The organism is Solibacillus cecembensis, from assembly GCF_050272495.1.
Taxonomy (GTDB): Bacteria; Bacillota; Bacilli; order Bacillales_A; family Planococcaceae; genus Solibacillus; species Solibacillus cecembensis.
On the sequence record NZ_JBNNMF010000009.1, the window covers coordinates 59384 to 76293 of the forward strand.

The window sequence follows — 16910 nt, forward strand, 5'->3', positions numbered from 1 at the left end:
GTTCATTAATACCGATACTGTTAAGTGAAACATTTATGCTTTCACAGCACTTGTCCCTTTTGTAATCATGACTTCAAGATTTTTAACGTTACCATTAAATATTAAATCAATTTGGCATAGGCTTGTTTTTTCATCAATAATGTAGCCTATATCGTCCCCATCTTGAATAACCGAATTCACATATCCTTTATCATTTAGCCACTTACTTTTTTGACTACTTGGATTATTACTAAAGAATCGAACAATATTATCATGTTTAAAATCCCCTGATTGGAATCGTAGAATTCTTTCAATATAGGTACTTACTTGCGTTTTATAAATTGAATCGAATCCATCATCCTTCATTGCTAAACTTCTAGCTTTATATACCGTAATGCGCTTAATATCTTTATCTTGCAGTTGGGCATTTTCTGATGAGAAAACAAAACCAAAGCTTCTACTATTAATTGCATCCTTAATATTATTAGTAAATCCAGATATTTCTTTAGCCATTGTCGTCACAGTTCTAAGTGAGTTGTCACCCGCTTCAATATCAAATCGAACACCCGGATAACTTCTCTTTACATTACGGAATGATTCTTTCAAATATTCTGGACATTGATAAGCAGACACTATTCCAGCTGCTACATAGCTAGCACCTACATACACACCTTCAATCCAAAGCTTTAATATATCTTCTTTTTCTTTAGAAAGACGTGCACCATTTTCGGTTGTCTGCATTCTTGTATCTATAATGACACCTGACTTATCTTTTGGAATGATTGTGAAGTTAGGGAGACAAGGTATCGCAAACTCACTATATTCCTTTCTGACAAGTACAGAACATTTATCAATTAGTCGATCAATACCAGCTGTTGCAATTCCATTAAAGGTAGTTTCTTCCTCCGCCATAAAATTGAAAAATACTTGCACTTTAAATTCTTTTATAGCATCGAGAAGTAAAGATAACGACTCCATTGTGTTTCCTTCTTGCTTGGAAACCTTTTCATTCCCTTTAAATCTTGACCTACTAACTTTTAATTTACTAGTAGCTTCTAATTCTAATGATGGGACAATACCAAACCATACTGTATCTGTAAAATCATTTTTCGAGTTTACAGTATTCAGATATGTGCTTAGTCTTGGTAAATTATTACCTTTAACTAGCATGTCTAATTTCGTATTTGTCACAATTAAGGATGGTTGCATACCTCTATTTTTAGTAGCATATTGATCAAAATACATTTTTACGCCTAATAGCTTTTCAACTAAAGGCTTTACGGTTTTTACAAATTCATCCTTTGCATCTTTATAGAATTCTAGGTATGTATTGTAATTTTGTACCTCTGTTGCAATATCAAATTCAGCTCTAACCGATGGTAGCGGGGAGAAAGTTCTTACAACTAAATCTTTGACATAAGAAGATGGTGATTCTGTAATTGATTCATAGTCCTCTTCAAATACCGTACTTAAACCATAGTTGCTATTTTCTTCAACTATCATTAGTTCCGAATTAGTATTTTGAGGAGCTTCAATGACTTTTAGTTCTCCTGTTTCACCGATAGTAAGGGTCCCTATTTGTAACTTCTCGGACTCATCTTCTTGTTGATTAGCACCTAGTAAAAGCCTCGTCTTTATATCTTCAATAGCTAACGGGAGCATCGCCATGACGTTATTATAGTTTCTGCTAGCTACCTCAAACATTAAATTCAACTTATCTCCAGTATCCAGTTTTTTCGGATCACCTTCGTCTAAACCTTCATATTCTCCATATAAGTAGTGAATTTCTTTTCTCACTTGTCGAATATCGTCCATCACTTTTTTGGGCGAAATCATATCTAATAGATTTTCAAATTTAAAGTCCACATTGGCAATGCCTTGACTTCTTTTCGTATCAATTAATGTGAATAACATATTTAAAAAGTCATTGTTTTGGTCAATGGCAATTTCTGAAATGCAATCCTCCTGAATTCCTTCAGGTTTTTTAAGCGAATACATCACTTTTTGATTCGCTGCGTTATAGAAAGAGTAGACTGTTGGTGAGAACTTATCTAGAAATTCATCAAAACTTTTTACAAGTAGATATTGATTAATCTCCTTTATCTTCTCATCACTAAGACTGTCAATTCCTTTTACATCCCCAACAAGCGTAATTAGGTCCATTTTTTCGGGATTAATTTCTTCAAAGAGCATTGTTCTGTTTGTTTGGTTTATAATCTCCATTTAATCGGCTGTAAAATACTACAGCCATCCCTCCTTTATAACAAACTTCAAGCAAGTAAACATTTTATAAAACATAATCATCAGCGGGAACCTAATTAAGCAACTAACCTCAACAATAAATATCATCATTTTAATAGATAGTATGAATGGGTTTAGTATGAAGTCCATACATTCCACAAATATTTTATTACTAACTACAAATTCAATTAATACCTATGTCGGAAGTGAAATTTCCATTAGTTTCACACTTTTTACATTATGTGTCATATGCACAAATTATATAATAATATAAATATTTGTCAATATTTGCATTTAAATATATAATATGTAAATATACCTAATTTTTTATTCCCGGAAAAATAACTACTTTGTTTTTTATAATTGATATAAGTAAAAATATGTATATTATTGATTTAACAATACTAAAAAAGTCTATATATTATCCTCTGCAAAAAACATTTTTATTTTCGTGACCATATTTTCTATCAAAATAGATAACATTATAAATTTAAGTGAAAAGCACCTTTTTTTTGAATTTACTGCCAGACTCCACATAATTGTATTTGACATAACTAAACTCACATTAAGGTTATATTCCTTTACATTTTTCAAGGAATCTTCTATTAATCTTTGTGGTGCTTCTACTGGTGTAATATTAGTTAAAGAATAGTAAATTGTAGCAGCAAAACTATAGATATCAGTAACAACCCCTTGCTTTGATGAGTTAGAGTATTGCTCCAGAGGCGAATATCCAGGTGTTATGTAAATGTTATGTTTTGAGTTTAATTTATAATTTATTGCAGAACCAAAATCCAGTAATTTCAAATTCCCGTTTGAATCAACTATTATGTTATTAGGCTTTATATCACGATGAATGATACCCTTTTTATGCAGGAAGTTTAGTGCGTCAATTAAAGGGGAAAATATATTATTATATAATTGATTCCTTTTAGTAAATTTACAATCTTTTATATATTGATCTAATAAAACACCTTCATAATATTCTGTAATAATATAGATTGAACCATTTCCTTCAAAATGATCTATATATTTAACAATATTTATATGAACTATTTGTTGCAGGATAAGTGCTTCTTGAAGAAAATTTTCTTTCAGTTCTTCAAACTTATTCTTTGTAGAAGGTAAACGATTAATAACTGTGATATTATCTAAATCACGCAAAACTAATTCACTCGGGTAAAATTCTTTTATTACAAGTTTCTCCCCTGTGTGAATATTTTCTGCCTTATAAACGATTGATATCTTACTAGATGATATATTTCCAGTTATTTTATATGTATTTTTTAACACAAAGTTTATCGGCAACCTCGTCTCATTCATACTAAGAATCATTTATTTCATCCCTTCATATTTATTTCTATAAATGTTTATAACACCAACTAATTAACAGTATATGGTTAATTATACAAATTTTATTTCGACGCAATTTTTGGAAGTTTAATAGACCATAAATAAATTAGCTCAAATGATTCATGTGAATCTAAACTTTCAAGATATCAGACAGCTTTTTTCGATTGAAACGCCTATAAATCATATTCATTCAAACTTCCCCGATTAAACGAGTGACTGACACCTGTGAGTTATGAGCCAAGCAACTGAGACATTCACCTGAACAAACATATACATTCCCCCTAACCTAATAGCATTATTTGTCGTATAATGGAAACACTATTTCTAGTGAACTATCATTTATGGAGGTTAAACAATGAATAAAAAGGTAATGAAAAGAGCATCCATTATTGCCATAACGATTACGATTCTACTCACTTGTACCTATTTTTTCGTGGGTAACTATTTTTATAACTTTGCAATCAATGCAAATACTAAAAAAGATTTTCTTGTTGACGATCCTAATTTGGAATCAAGCAGCCTTATAAATAAAAAGAGAGAGGAAGCAGAAAAATTAGCAGATGAGGAATTTCTTAAACAATATCCATCTATGGACAAATCAATTACTTCCAGCGATAAACGCAACTTAAAGCTCCACGCTGAAGTTTTCCAAAATGAGAAACCCGATTCAAAATGGGCGATTATTGTTCATGGCTATACAGGAGACATCCAAACTACGACTAGATGGATTCGTAACTTCCATGAAAATGGATATAATGTTCTTGCTCCAGATCTCCGTGGTCATGGTAAAAGTGAGGGGGATTACATAGGTATGGGATGGGACGATCGATTAGATATCGTTTCATGGATAGATGAGGTTATCAAAATAAATCCAGATGCTGAAATTGTTCTGCTAGGTGTATCTATGGGAGGAGCAACCGTTATGAATACATCTGGTGAAAACTTACCTGATAATGTGAAAGTTATTGTCGAGGACTGTGGATTTGTATCTACAAGTGATATATTTGCTTATCAACTAAATGAAATTTTTAGTTTACCAAGTTTCCCTATTTTAAATGCGGCTAATACAATTACAAAACTCCGTGCTGGCTATGACATATTTCAATCGCCAACTTTAAATCAAATTGCAAATAGTAAAACACCTATGCTATTTATTCACGGTGATCAAGATACATTTGTGCCTTTTGACATGTTAGATAAAGCATACAATGCGGCGACTGTTGAAAAAGAGAAGTTAGTCATTCCAGGAGCAGGACATGCGGAAGCCGCACAAGTAAATCCAGAGTTATATTGGAAAACGGTTTGGGGATTTGTTTATGAATATATGCAATAAAATAGTCAGTTACACAAACAGGAAATTTTCAGATATAAATCTGGGTGTTTCCTGTTTTCTAGTTGTCCTAGTGGAAGTATTTTTTAACATCGTATTTGTATAACTCACATACTTAAAGATTAATCTTGTTAACATTTGTCGGCTGTTTAACAAAGCTAAAGCTTTCATTGCTACCTGCTCACTACTATTATTTAAGGAGAGGAAGTTTAAATGAAAAGAAACAGCGCAATAATTATTTTGGTGTTTTTTGAACTTGTCGATGTCATTTTAGAAACTTTCGCGATTAATGAGTATCCCCAAAAAAAGTACATACTTATCCCCTACTCTACTCCCTTCTAAACAAATCCCATTAGAAAACCTCCTCAATCTATGCGATAATAACAGAACAAGAGTTTCTATTATCGAAACAAAAGAGGTGTTGTTATGAAAACAGTAATCTTAGCCGAAAAACCATCACAAGCAAAAGCCTATGCTGATGCTTTTTCAGTAAAAGCTCGGCACAAAACCCATATTGAATTAAACCCATGTAGCACCTTTCCTTCTGGCGCAATTATTACGTGGGGAATTGGGCATTTAGTTGAGTTGAAGGAACCAAAAGAATATCAAAAAGAATGGACATCATGGAATTTAGCGTCTTTACCGATTTTGCCAAGTAAATATGAACATAAAGTTTCTTCTGATAAAAAAGTACAGTTCAATTTTATTAAAAAGTTGTTCACGGATCCAACTGTTTCAACGATTATTAATGGCTGTGATTGCGATCGGGAAGGTTCTAATATTTTTTATTCCATTCACACGATGACAGGCGTGAAAAATAAAACGATTAAGCGACTATGGATCAATTCATTGGAAGTCGATGAAGTACGAAAAGGGTTTAATAACCTTCAGGATAACAAAAAGGATTTATTACTTTATCATGAAGCAAAAACGCGCCAAATTAGCGATTGGCTCGTTGGGATGAATGGAAGCCGGCTTTATACGCTACTCTTGCAGCAAAAAGGCTTCAATGAAAGTCTTTCGATTGGACGAGTGCAGTCCCCAACGGTCTATCTCATTTACCAACGTCAAAAGGAAATCGAAGTCTTTGTTCCGACCCCTTTCTATGAAATTGAGGGAAATTTCAAGGCGAAAAATGGTACATATAAAGGGAAAGTAAAGATTAAAAGTGAGAAAAAAGAGGACATTCTGCAACTGTTGCAACAGCATAACATCTCAGAGCAAAATGAAGGTTTTGTAAAATCGATCACGAAAAAAGAAAAGCGTGCCAAGTCACCTAAATTGCATGCACTATCGACGCTACAAGCCATTGCCAATAAAAAATGGAAATATAGCCCTGCTAACGTGTTAAAAGCTGCGCAAAGCTTGTATGAGAAGAAGCTAGTAACCTACCCGCGGACTGACACACAATTTATTACGAATAATGAATTTACTTATCTTGCAAACAATGTGGAAGCTTACCAACGAATCGCCAATGTCTCGTTCCCTATCGCTTACAATCAACCAAATAAACGATATGTCGATAATTCTAAAGTACAGGAACACTATGCCATCGTCCCAACGAAAAGTATTCCAACTGACCGAAAACTACAAGGGTTGTCTATTGAAGAGCGCAACCTATATTTTGAAATACTCAAAACAACGCTCGCCATGTTTCATTCGGATTATATTTATGAAGAAACAAAAATTATTACTGACGTGAATAGCCTTTTATTTGAAACAACTGGAAACACGGAAATTAGTAAAGGGTGGAAAGAACTTTTCACGGAATCAAAAAAAGAGGTCACTCCGACTCTCCCTAAGCTCACAAACAATGAAAAAGTGCTAGGCGTCATCAAAATGATAGAAGGTATGACTACTCCCCCTAAACCGTACACAGAAGGTCAATTAATTGGCATGATGAAAACATGTGGAAAAGCGATTGAAAATGAAGTTGAGATGGAGATTTTAAAAGAAGTTGAAGGTCTTGGTACGGAAGCAACCCGAAGTGGCATTATTGAAACGATTAAAAGGCATGGCTATATTGCAGTAAATCAAAATATTGTCAGCGTTACGCCAAAAGGAGAGATTCTTTGCCAATCAATAGAAGGAAACCTCCTTTCTAGTCCCTCTATGACAGCCAAATGGGAAGCCTATTTAAAGAAAATCGGGAATGGAGAAGGCTCACCGAAGCATTTTATCGAAACCGTTGCAAAATTTATCGATAAATTAATACAAGAAGTTCCGCAGCAATTACAAGTCCAAGGATTAGATCAAAGCATCACAGCTAATCAGGTAATAACTGTCATTGCGCCCTGCCCTACTTGTAAAAAAGGCAATATCATTCAAAGAAAAACTTACTATCGCTGCTCGGAGCATGAAAATGGATGTAAACAATCCTTTCCAGGGCAAATGTTAGGAAAGAAATTGTCCGAAAAAAACATTAAAGATTTATGTACGAAAGGCAAAACGGCTGTAATTAGAGGTTTGAAATCTAAAGCTGGGAAAAGGTTTAGTGCTGCGTTACTATTTGATGGTGAAAAAATTACTTTTGAATTTGAAAATAATACACAAACGACGAATTTTAAAAGAAGTTCTACCTATAAAAAGTAAGCACACTTTTTGATACAGCTCTCGGTCAATCCTATTAAGTTGTTGAATCATTACTTAGAAAAAATAGAGTAGCCTAATTCTCTTTTACAAACGGATTAGGCTTCTTCTCTCAATAATCACGCTTAATATTTGATATTTAAAAATATTTCCTGCCCATTTCTGTATTATAAGGAAACCCACCCCCGACAAATTCCCCTTCAATCCCATCCTATCATGGATCAACTTTATTTCTTTCTACCCGAAATATCATTACCGCAATGTTTTCGCTTCACAACACCATTACTTAAGACGTATAATTAAAATTAGTTTATTATTTTTTTGATATTAAAGGAGTTTGAACCATGTCCGCACTATATGCAACTGGTGCATTTGCTGAACAACTCGGCATTAGTAAAGCATCATTACAACATTACATAACCATTCTAGAAGAGCACGGATATGAAGTACGACGCAATAACCGTATGCATCGCCAATTTTCAGACGATGATTTAATAATATTGCAAGCTTTTTTAACTTTATATAAAAACCGTGGCTTAAAATTAAAAGAAGCGGCGCAAACCGTAACCAGTCCAAAATTCGAGCCCGCAGAAATTTTACAGCATGCTATAATTCCATCATCAAATCAAGTATCACAATTTGAAGATTTATCAAATTCAATGGAACTAATCGCAACTCATATTTACGGCATTGAGCAAAAAAATGGGCAGCTATTAACTTTAATCGAAGAGCAACGTACTCAAAATGAGCTATTGATTGAGCAAAACCAAACATTAAAGCAACAGTTTGGCGTCATGATGCAACATATTATGGAGCAAGCAAATGAGCCAAACTCCTCCGCGCAGCAACGCCAGCTCGACCGTGTCGAACAGCAAAACAGCGCAATCATGAGTACACTGAATAAACTTAACGTTGCGCAACAAGAGCTTCACCCTACAACCATATCAGAATCCGAAAAACAGGGAAAAAGTTTGTTTGGGAAGTTGTTTAAATAACGGATAACTTTCATCAAAAGTTGAGCAGGCTTACAAGACAAGTTAATTGTTTGAAGTGCCTCTTAAATATTAGACACGATTTTTTCACTAGGCAGCGCATTAGGCATGTGTTCGATATTATATCGAACACATGCCTTTTCATTTTACCTAAATCTGTTTTATATCATTTTTTTAAAGGGCAAACAAGACAATAATCCATGCCATCTTCTTTTTTCTCTAATTGATAATAACGACAGCAAGTTTTGCGCTCGGTATAAATTAGATGGCAATATTTTTTTAGAGGGTTATCCATATGTTCAAGCCATTGAGGTGAACATTGTGTAATTCTACTATGAACAAATTCCAAATGATTGAATGGATACTTTATCTGATTTCGCTTGAGTACAGCGTTTAATCTTACCGCAACATTTTCCCATAAAATATTTTTATTAATTTTGCATTCCTTTGATATCATTTCAACTAATCGAAACAAATGGCGCGATAGTATTTGGTCTTCCCAACAACCTGCCATTTCAGATTTTACCGTACCTCGAACAAATAATTTAAATTGCGATAAATCAAAAGTTGCATTTTTTAACCAATCCACTCTTTTTTGCTGTAAGCCATAGTAATCTAGCGCAGCAGCAGCCGTTAATACAGCATAGCGTTTAAAAAATAAGGATCCTGCAATTGCTAAATTATCCGTTTCTAAATAATGGGCATATTGATTGATAATCGGTAAGAGGAGTTTCTTATCTTCCAAATGTGACAGTGGTATTCCAATTTCTAAATCAGAAGTAGTTACACCATAACCTTCTAAGTTCATTTGACACGGCGTCCTTTTCCTTTTGGAATACATAGGGGAGTTCCAAAATAGGGATCCGCTTTAATCAGTGCATCCAAATTAAAAATTTCTTTTACCATTTCAGTTGTAACAATTTCCTCAGGTGTACCTTGGACAGCCACTTTCTTATCATGAATCGCTACTAAATTATCTGCATAACGACATGCCAAATTTAAATCATGTAATACCATAACAATCGTTCGCTTATACTCGCGATTTAAGTCGAATAAAAAATCTAATAATTCAATTTGATGCGTCATATCTAAATAGGTTGTTGGCTCATCTAATAAAATGATCGGTGTTTCTTGCGCCAATGTCATTGCAATCCATGCCCGCTGACGTTGCCCACCTGACAAAGCATCAACTTGTCGGTCTTTTAATGGGAGTAGTTGAGTTGCAATTAGTGCCTTTTCAACTAATTCCTCATCTTCTTTTGACCACTGCTGAAACCATTTTTGGTGTGGATAACGACCTTGTTTTACTAACTGATGTACAGTAATTCCTTCAGGTGCAACGGGCCCTTGTGGTAAAATGGCAAGCTTTTTGGCAATTTGTTTCGTCGATATGTCTTGTAATTTTTGCGTATCTATAAATATTTCTCCAGATGTTGGATTAAGTAAGCGTGCTAACGAGCGTAATAATGTTGATTTCCCACTGCCATTTGCACCTACAAGTACTGTAATTTTTTCGATTGGTATGTCAAAATCGAGATTCTCAATAATTGGCTGATCCCCGTATTTTAATGTTAATTTTTTTGTTTGAAGCCCATTCATCTGAGTATCCTCCTAACGATTTCGATTTCTATATAATAAATAAATAAAGAATGGTGCTCCGATTGCAGCTGTAAATACGCCAGCAGGTATATCTAAAGGAAGGAACATTGTTCGAGCAATTAAGTCTGCAATTACGACTAATAAAGCACCAATTATTCCTGTTATCGGAATTAATCCAAGAAACGATTTCCCTACTAAACGTCTCGCGAGATGTGGCGCCATCAATCCGACGAATTCAATTCCCCCAACATATGCAGCAGAGCTTGCTGCTAAAATGACTGCGCACCCAAGGAAAACTAGTCGTTGCCATTGTAATTTTATTCCCATACTAATCGCAACATCATCACCGAGTTCTGTTACATTCATACTTCTACCTAAAATTATTAAGATTGGTAATGGAATCATTATCCACCAGAAAAGTGAAGTAACATCATTCCAAGTCGCCGCATATAAACTTCCTGTTAACCAAATATAGGCTTTAGAAACAACGTATGTATCACTAAAAACTAATAAAAATGTGACACCTGCTTTTAATATGGCGGAGATTCCTATACCAATTAAAACTAATCGAATAGGTGTAACACCTTTATTCCAAGAGAGTAAGTAAATGAAAGTGGCTGTTATTAATCCACCACTTATTGCTGCAACAGGCAATAAAGACATACTTACGACCCCAGTGCCAACACTTATAAAAAGGACAGCACCAAAGGAAGCACCACTTGTAATCCCAATAATATCAGGTGACGCTAGTGGATTTCTCACAATGCTTTGTAAAATCAGCCCTGATATACCTAATGCGCTACCTACTAGAACTGCAAGCAATGTTCGAGGTAATCGAAGGGTCTCGATAACAAATGCATGCTCATCCGTCATATTACTAAGTTGCATAAATACTTGTGTAGGGGAAATCCAATTGCTACCTGATGATAAACTTAATATGAAAAATGCAATTAATAATAATAATCCAATACTAAATACTTGCATCCAGCCTTTTGTAATTTGAAATGAAACCTTTTCTTTTAACATACGAAATGTCCAATACTTCATTGTTTAGACACCCCTTTTTTCGCTAAGTAAATAAAGAATGGTCCGCCAATAAGTGCTGTCATAACCCCAATTGGGACTTCCATTGGGCTAATTAAAAATCGTGCCAGTATATCAGCTCCTATTAATAACGCCGCACCTAATAAAGCACTGAAAGGCAGTGTCCATCGATAATCAGTGCCAACTAATCCTTTAGCAATATGCGGAACAATTAAACCAATAAATCCAACAGAACCGACTACCGCAACAGAACCTCCAGCTAAAATAATGATTAATACTCCCATTATGATTTTTAATAAACCCACATTTTGACCTAAACTTTTCGCTACATCATCACCCGATCCGAAAATATTCATTGCTTTCCCAATAAATAGACTAATGATAATGGCAGTAACTAAAAACGGAAGAACAGCAAATAGCATATTTAAATCTCTGCCCGCAATCGAACCTGATATCCAAAATAATACCGTTTGAATCGATTGTTCATCAATGACTAACATCCCTTGTGTAAATGAAATAAAAAGGGCAGATAATGCTGTGCCGGCCAAAATAACTTTAATCGGTGTTAAGCCATCACGACCTAGGCTACTTAAAAAAAATACGCCTAAACCTGCAACAGCAGCCCCGAGAAAACCAAACCACATGTACTGAGTCAATGATTGAAGATTTAACCAAGTGATAGCAAAAACAATAAAAAATATTGCCCCAGCATTAATTCCAAGTAAATCTGGGGAGGCTAGTGGATTTCTTGTTAATGTTTGAATTAACGTTCCGGCAATAGCTAATGCAATACCTACAGTAAGTGCAATCGTTGCACGTGCTAATCTACTGGTAGCGATAATAAGATGATCCGGATTTTCTGGATTGTATTGTGTCAAAACTTCCAAAGCTAATGAAAATGAAATGGAAGTTTGCCCCATTGCTAAGCTACAAAAAATTAAAAGTGCAACGAGAAATAAAAGTGTGATGATTCCAATAATTTTAGAGCTAAAAGAATGTAACATATCCTAACCTCTTATTTATCTGAAAAATGGGGACTCAAATCGATTCCCCATTTTCATTAGTATTTATTTTTCAAGTTTGAAATGCGTATATAATTCATCCAACATTAAATTTGCCGATTGTAAACCACCTGCTAAGTTCCAAACAATTTCATTTACTGTATATACTTGTTCATTTTTAACCGCATCTAAATTTAAATAAAGTGGATGTTCAGACCATTCTTTATAAGTATTTTTTACAGCTGCGTCGTCCTCCATGAATTGGAATATTACATCTGCATCCATTTGTGAAATTGATTCTTTATCATTTAATTTCACAATATCTAGTTTTTGTCCTTGTAGATTTTTTGGCTCTTTAAAACCAAGCTCTGTAAGAATTGAACCAGCAAAGCCTTGTACATAAACACGTGCATGATCTGCACGGTAATTTGTAACAGCTACGCTAAATGGATAATTTTCATTCGTTGCAATTTTTTCTTTAAAGTCAGCAACTCGAGATTCCCAATCAGCTATCAATTTTTCAGCTTGATCTTCTTGTCCTATTGCTTGCCCTATTAAACTTGTAGTTTCATGAATGTCATATAAAGTAGTGTTTACAACTGTTGGTGCAATTTGTGATAATTGTTCATAAATTTCTTCATGTCTTACTTGCGTTGCGATAATTAAATCAGGTTTTAAAGCTGCAATTTCTTCTAAGTTTGGTTGAGTTTCCAAGCCTACAATCGTAACACCTTCTAAATCTGATTTTAAATATTCATATATTGGTTGTTCAGCCCATGATTCAACTACCCCAATAGGTTTCACACCAAATTCTACAAGTGTATCCGTAGCGCCTTGATATAAGGTTACGATTTTTTTAGGTGTGCCAGTAATTTGTGTTGTACCTAAAACATGCTCTATTACTCTCGTTTCAGAAGTGGCTGTTTTTTTCTCCGCACTTGCAGAATTTACTTCTTTCTCTTCTGCATTACCACAAGCAGCTAAAATTGCAATTGTTGCAATAATAGAAAAAACTAAAACACTAAATTTCTTATTCATTTTTCCATCCCCTAAAAATATAATTGATAATGATTTTCATTATCGTTTGTAAGTATAATTTAAATGAAAATCATTTTCAATTACTTTTTTGAAATGTTTTAAAAAATTTTAATTTGGCATTGATTCGGTTTACTGGCTTTATAAATAAGAACATCACAAGGTCATAATGTAAATGTCCTTCCTAGCTCACTATTAATTCTAAATAAAGATAAAACTTGTCACCCAACCAGCTATTTTTGCTAGCCTATACCTACTATTCTCCCCCGCTTAATTATTCTCATTTTTATAATTAATCCCCTTAAATTCCCAAGTTAATATAGACATACGAACGTAAAGTATAGATATTAATGATATGAGTAATATGACGTTTGTTCGAGAAAATACTATCTTCATGTAGCAAATAGAAGATTCCGAATGTTATACTATGAATACAAATAAGGGGGAATTTTTGTGGGGAAAAAGAAGCGAACAATTTTTTGGATTATTCCGATTGCAATTTTAGGTATCTTTGTTTATTTTTTCGGTCCAAAAGATACGATTACGGACAATGAATACATAGATTATATGAAAGCAGCAACATTAACGAGTGATAGTCCGTTAACAACTGAAGTGGCCTTTTCGAATGTTTGTGAAAAAGGTGGCTGGGAATATTTCGAAACGAAAATGTTAGATCGTGTTGTTGAATATAAAGGCGAATGTACAGTAGACGGAAAGCTTGAGCCTGTTAATGTACAATTCATTGTGGAAAAAGATAAGTCATCTCACATCATTGGCGCCATGCTCGTTAATACCGTCCAACAAACCGATGAACAGCGCGATGCATTTATTCAAAGCTTGAATAAGTAATTCGTTTACTACAAGTAAGTAAACAAATCATATAATGAGTCTAATAGTTAAAGCCCGTTCATAATAATTCGAACGGGTTTTAACTGTTTCCTAACGTGGTTTAGTTATGTTATTCTATCTGTTTTTGCATATTTTACTAGTTTCGGTTTAACAACAGCATTCGTTAGTTGCACAAAACACATTTAAATTTCTAACCATTCATTCACATTCGCAATCTCTTTATACGTTTGCATCCATGAACTATTTTCCTTTAAAAAGGCTAATCCAACATTCGTAACTTGTACGGAATCGAGTACAACGGAGTGAACGGTTTCATCATACCACTCATCCTCTTCAAAATAAGAAATGGTAACCCCTCTCACATACCCGTAATTTCCCATGCGCTCTAAAGTTTCCGCCCATATAAACAATTCTAGTTTGTAATCTGTATGATTTGGAACTCTACCATTCGTTAATTCAAAAAGTATACTGTATATCAATTTATCGTTATTCAATTTATTCCACCCAAACTTTCCTTAAAGCACATGGTATAATTATTTGCTATGTCCCATTGCAAATGTAGATGGCGAAAATACAACTTGATATTGTCCTTGTAACGCCAGCTTCACTTTTGCCGTTAGCAGAGCGCCTTGTTCATTATGCCGTTGCTCCAACAAGACACCATTTGGAATAATTCCATCATTTCCCCAGTCAATCCATGTACCATAATCATTTATCCAGTCTTGGAGCTCTCGTTTCAACGTATTAGATATTGGAAAGTTATCCATATCTAGATTTGAAAGGCATCGACCACACCAAAATGGATCCGCACTTATATCCGCCTCCACTCTTAATTGTTTATTTTTCTCACATCGACGACAAAGCTGCATATAAATACTCCTCTTTTCAGTTAAAAATTTTATTCCGGTATTATTACAATATAATATATCCACTTTTTTCACTAAGTGCATATAGTATCTCTTAATCCTCCCAATAAAAAATCGCATCCCAAACTAAATAATCCCTTTTCTCACGCAGGGTTGTTGGGATATCCGCTTGAAACGGTATCGGACACGAAACATCCTCTGTTCTTAAAATTGTATATTGATATTTCATGAACAGTCGCTCAAGCCTTTGAACAAGTAGTCTAAAAGCAGGTTCTATATGTAAATCAGAGGGCTGCGAAAAAAATGTTCTCCCGCCATTTAATGATTTTCCGTCCTTCAAGTATGTATCCGACCGATTCATCCGCCCGATTAACACAACGGGTGCGAGTCGACTAATCGCTACAGCAAGACCTTCAATTTCTACCGTACGCGTGTCCTCATCTTCATACACGGTAACATGCTCATCCTCGTAACAGCACCACTCAAAATAAGATGCATAGCCACTGCCGAAATTAGCAGGCACTTCAATCACTTGAATTTTTTCACGTTTTAGTTCGGCTACGAGTCGCTTTAAATAATGCTCTACTTCTAGCTCATTTCGACTCGAATATGGGTAAATAGCGCCTATCATTTCCCCGGCAATAAGCGCTTTTAATTCGTCATTTGAAAACATACTTCCTCCTCGAGATTACTGCTCATATTCTGCATGTCCGTGCTGTGTGCATCCAAATAAATAGCAGCCGGTTGTCGGATATAATTCGTATTCATACTGTGGAACATAACCTTGAGATAGTTGCTCAAATAACGTTTCAAGCAGTACTTGTTCTGCCTGTGATTCCTCTAGACTTTCTTGTTTATCAAGTTCCGTCCAATTTGCTTCACATGGTTCTTGCTCGATTTCTTGTATTTCTGCTATCTTTAATACAATTTGAGCATCGATAAATTGCTGACAAATTGCCTCTTCTTGGAGCTCCATTAATACATAAGAATAACGGCTAATGAGATAAGGTGTAAAATACGATGTGAAATAGCCCTCCGTCAAGCTAGAGTCAAACCATTTTTTTGCCAATGTAAGTTCATTTAGTTCCACATATACATCTGCAATTTCTGTCGCGCTCACATAGTCCTCCATTTCAGGTGTCCAGCTTGCAAGCTTAGCTGTTGCTTTCTCAAATTTCCCCGCTTTAATCCACCCAAATACCTCATATAGCCATGTCACATCTGTATATCCTGTCATTTTACAAAACTGTTGGGCAGCTTCTTCAAAACGACTTTGATAAAATAAAGCAATACCAAGATTAATTAAAGCTGCCTCCGAATGCTGGAACTGTAAGCTTTTTGTCAAATACATTTCAGCTTCTTCATATCGCTTCTCGGCTAACGTAATTTCCCCGAGCATGCTATACGGGAAATAGGACTGTGGATTTAGCACAAGCACTTCCTCAAGCAAACATTTCGCCGTTTTCGGATCCTCTTCCTCTCGCAAATACATCCATGCTAAGTTATTTAAACTTTGAACACTTGGTTGCTCCTCTGCAAGCTTTTTTAGTAGTGCAAATGACCCGTCATATTCGTTTTGTTCCAATAATAGTAACGCTTTAGTATTTTCGGACAAATAATTATGTAAATAAAGATCAAGCTTCTCGAAGTAATCCATTTCATGTAGCTTCATATTTAACACCGTTAAAAACTTCGTAACCGCATGAATAACGTCCTCTACCTCTAATAGCTTCTGCAGCTCAACATTTTGTATAGGTGAAGAAAGCAGTATGCCATCCTGCTGCATTGCAAAATGAAGAATCACCTCGTCATAATCCATTGACGCATACGCAAAATCTCTCTTTATCCCATGTCGAGCCAAATCAAGCCACTTTCCAAGCTCAGTCGCCAATTCCACTACTTTTATGCACGTTTCGTTAAAAAACATTTCCCCGTCCACATAAATTTGCAAATCGCCTTTAATCGAGCCGTTTTCAAATGCCCATTTACCGCTATTTAAACGCTCATCCTCTAACTGATACTGAAAGTGCAT

General features: G+C 34.8%; 15 protein-coding genes. 4 read left to right on the forward strand and 11 right to left on the reverse strand.

The annotated features are described in order from the left end of the window. Positions 1-33 precede the first annotated feature (33 nt). Both ACQKIH_RS09740 and ACQKIH_RS09745 read right to left on the reverse strand, forming a co-directional pair. A complete protein-coding gene (locus tag ACQKIH_RS09740) occupies positions 34-2202 on the reverse strand; it encodes a hypothetical protein (protein WP_057982515.1) in 2169 nt (722 codons plus the stop codon). 432 nt (positions 2203-2634) lie between these two features. Continuing rightward, the gene (locus ACQKIH_RS09745) at positions 2635-3555 is read right to left on the reverse strand and encodes a serine/threonine-protein kinase (RefSeq protein WP_427765508.1); all 921 of its coding nucleotides are present in this window, start codon (positions 3553-3555) and stop codon (positions 2635-2637) included. A gap of 388 nt (positions 3556-3943) precedes the next feature. Here ACQKIH_RS09745 and ACQKIH_RS09750 point away from each other — a divergent pair, with 388 nt between their 5' ends. The 3 genes from ACQKIH_RS09750 (at position 3944) to ACQKIH_RS09760 (ending at position 8487) form a co-directional block, all read left to right on the forward strand. Next, positions 3944-4906, forward strand: a complete 963-nt coding sequence (locus ACQKIH_RS09750) for an alpha/beta hydrolase (RefSeq protein WP_427765680.1) — start codon at positions 3944-3946, stop codon at positions 4904-4906. Between the two features lie 423 nt (positions 4907-5329). Next, positions 5330-7495: a type IA DNA topoisomerase gene (locus ACQKIH_RS09755; protein WP_427765511.1), complete on the forward strand. Its 2166-nt coding sequence runs from the start codon at positions 5330-5332 to the stop codon at positions 7493-7495. A 341-nt stretch (positions 7496-7836) separates the two neighbouring features. Continuing rightward, the gene (locus tag ACQKIH_RS09760; RefSeq protein WP_057982499.1) at positions 7837-8487 is read left to right on the forward strand and encodes a MerR family transcriptional regulator; all 651 of its coding nucleotides are present in this window, start codon (positions 7837-7839) and stop codon (positions 8485-8487) included. A 163-nt stretch (positions 8488-8650) separates the two neighbouring features. Here the strand turns inward: ACQKIH_RS09760 and ACQKIH_RS09765 are convergent, their stop codons facing one another. The 5 genes from ACQKIH_RS09765 to ACQKIH_RS09785 all read right to left on the reverse strand — a co-directional run bounded on the left by ACQKIH_RS09765 (position 8651) and on the right by ACQKIH_RS09785 (position 13166). Then, positions 8651-9292 (reverse strand): (2Fe-2S)-binding protein, encoded by a 642-nt coding sequence (locus tag ACQKIH_RS09765; protein WP_057982497.1) that lies wholly within the window; start codon positions 9290-9292, stop codon positions 8651-8653. Continuing rightward, positions 9289-10083, reverse strand: coding sequence for an ABC transporter ATP-binding protein (locus ACQKIH_RS09770; RefSeq protein ID WP_057982495.1), 795 nt, complete (start codon positions 10081-10083; stop codon positions 9289-9291). The genes ACQKIH_RS09765 and ACQKIH_RS09770 overlap by 4 nt, the downstream gene beginning before the upstream one ends. 12 nt (positions 10084-10095) lie before the next feature. Further along, on the reverse strand, positions 10096-11130 hold the full coding sequence (locus ACQKIH_RS09775) for a FecCD family ABC transporter permease (protein ID WP_427765515.1): 1035 nt from the start codon (positions 11128-11130) through the stop codon (positions 10096-10098). Continuing rightward, on the reverse strand, positions 11127-12131 hold the full coding sequence (locus ACQKIH_RS09780) for a FecCD family ABC transporter permease (RefSeq protein ID WP_057982491.1): 1005 nt from the start codon (positions 12129-12131) through the stop codon (positions 11127-11129). The genes ACQKIH_RS09775 and ACQKIH_RS09780 overlap by 4 nt, the downstream gene beginning before the upstream one ends. 63 nt (positions 12132-12194) lie before the next feature. Next, positions 12195-13166 (reverse strand): ABC transporter substrate-binding protein, encoded by a 972-nt coding sequence (locus tag ACQKIH_RS09785; protein ID WP_427765518.1) that lies wholly within the window; start codon positions 13164-13166, stop codon positions 12195-12197. 450 nt (positions 13167-13616) lie between these two features. Between ACQKIH_RS09785 and ACQKIH_RS09790 the strand changes: the two genes are divergently transcribed. After that, positions 13617-14012, forward strand: coding sequence for a hypothetical protein (locus ACQKIH_RS09790; RefSeq protein ID WP_057982487.1), 396 nt, complete (start codon positions 13617-13619; stop codon positions 14010-14012). A gap of 182 nt (positions 14013-14194) precedes the next feature. Here ACQKIH_RS09790 and ACQKIH_RS09795 read toward each other — a convergent pair whose 3' ends face one another. From ACQKIH_RS09795 to ACQKIH_RS09810, 4 genes are all read right to left on the reverse strand, one after another. Next, positions 14195-14506 carry a YjcQ family protein gene (locus ACQKIH_RS09795; RefSeq protein WP_427765522.1) on the reverse strand — a complete coding sequence of 104 codons (312 nt, stop codon included), beginning with the start codon at positions 14504-14506 and terminating at the stop codon, positions 14195-14197. A 39-nt stretch (positions 14507-14545) separates the two neighbouring features. Continuing rightward, the gene (locus ACQKIH_RS09800; protein WP_427765525.1) at positions 14546-14881 is read right to left on the reverse strand and encodes a hypothetical protein; all 336 of its coding nucleotides are present in this window, start codon (positions 14879-14881) and stop codon (positions 14546-14548) included. 91 nt (positions 14882-14972) lie between these two features. Further along, complete coding sequence (locus ACQKIH_RS09805) at positions 14973-15551, reverse strand: hypothetical protein (RefSeq protein ID WP_427765527.1); 579 nt, start codon at positions 15549-15551, stop codon at positions 14973-14975. A gap of 15 nt (positions 15552-15566) precedes the next feature. After that, positions 15567-16910, reverse strand: coding sequence for a DUF7878 domain-containing protein (locus tag ACQKIH_RS09810; RefSeq protein WP_427765530.1), 1344 nt, complete (start codon positions 16908-16910; stop codon positions 15567-15569).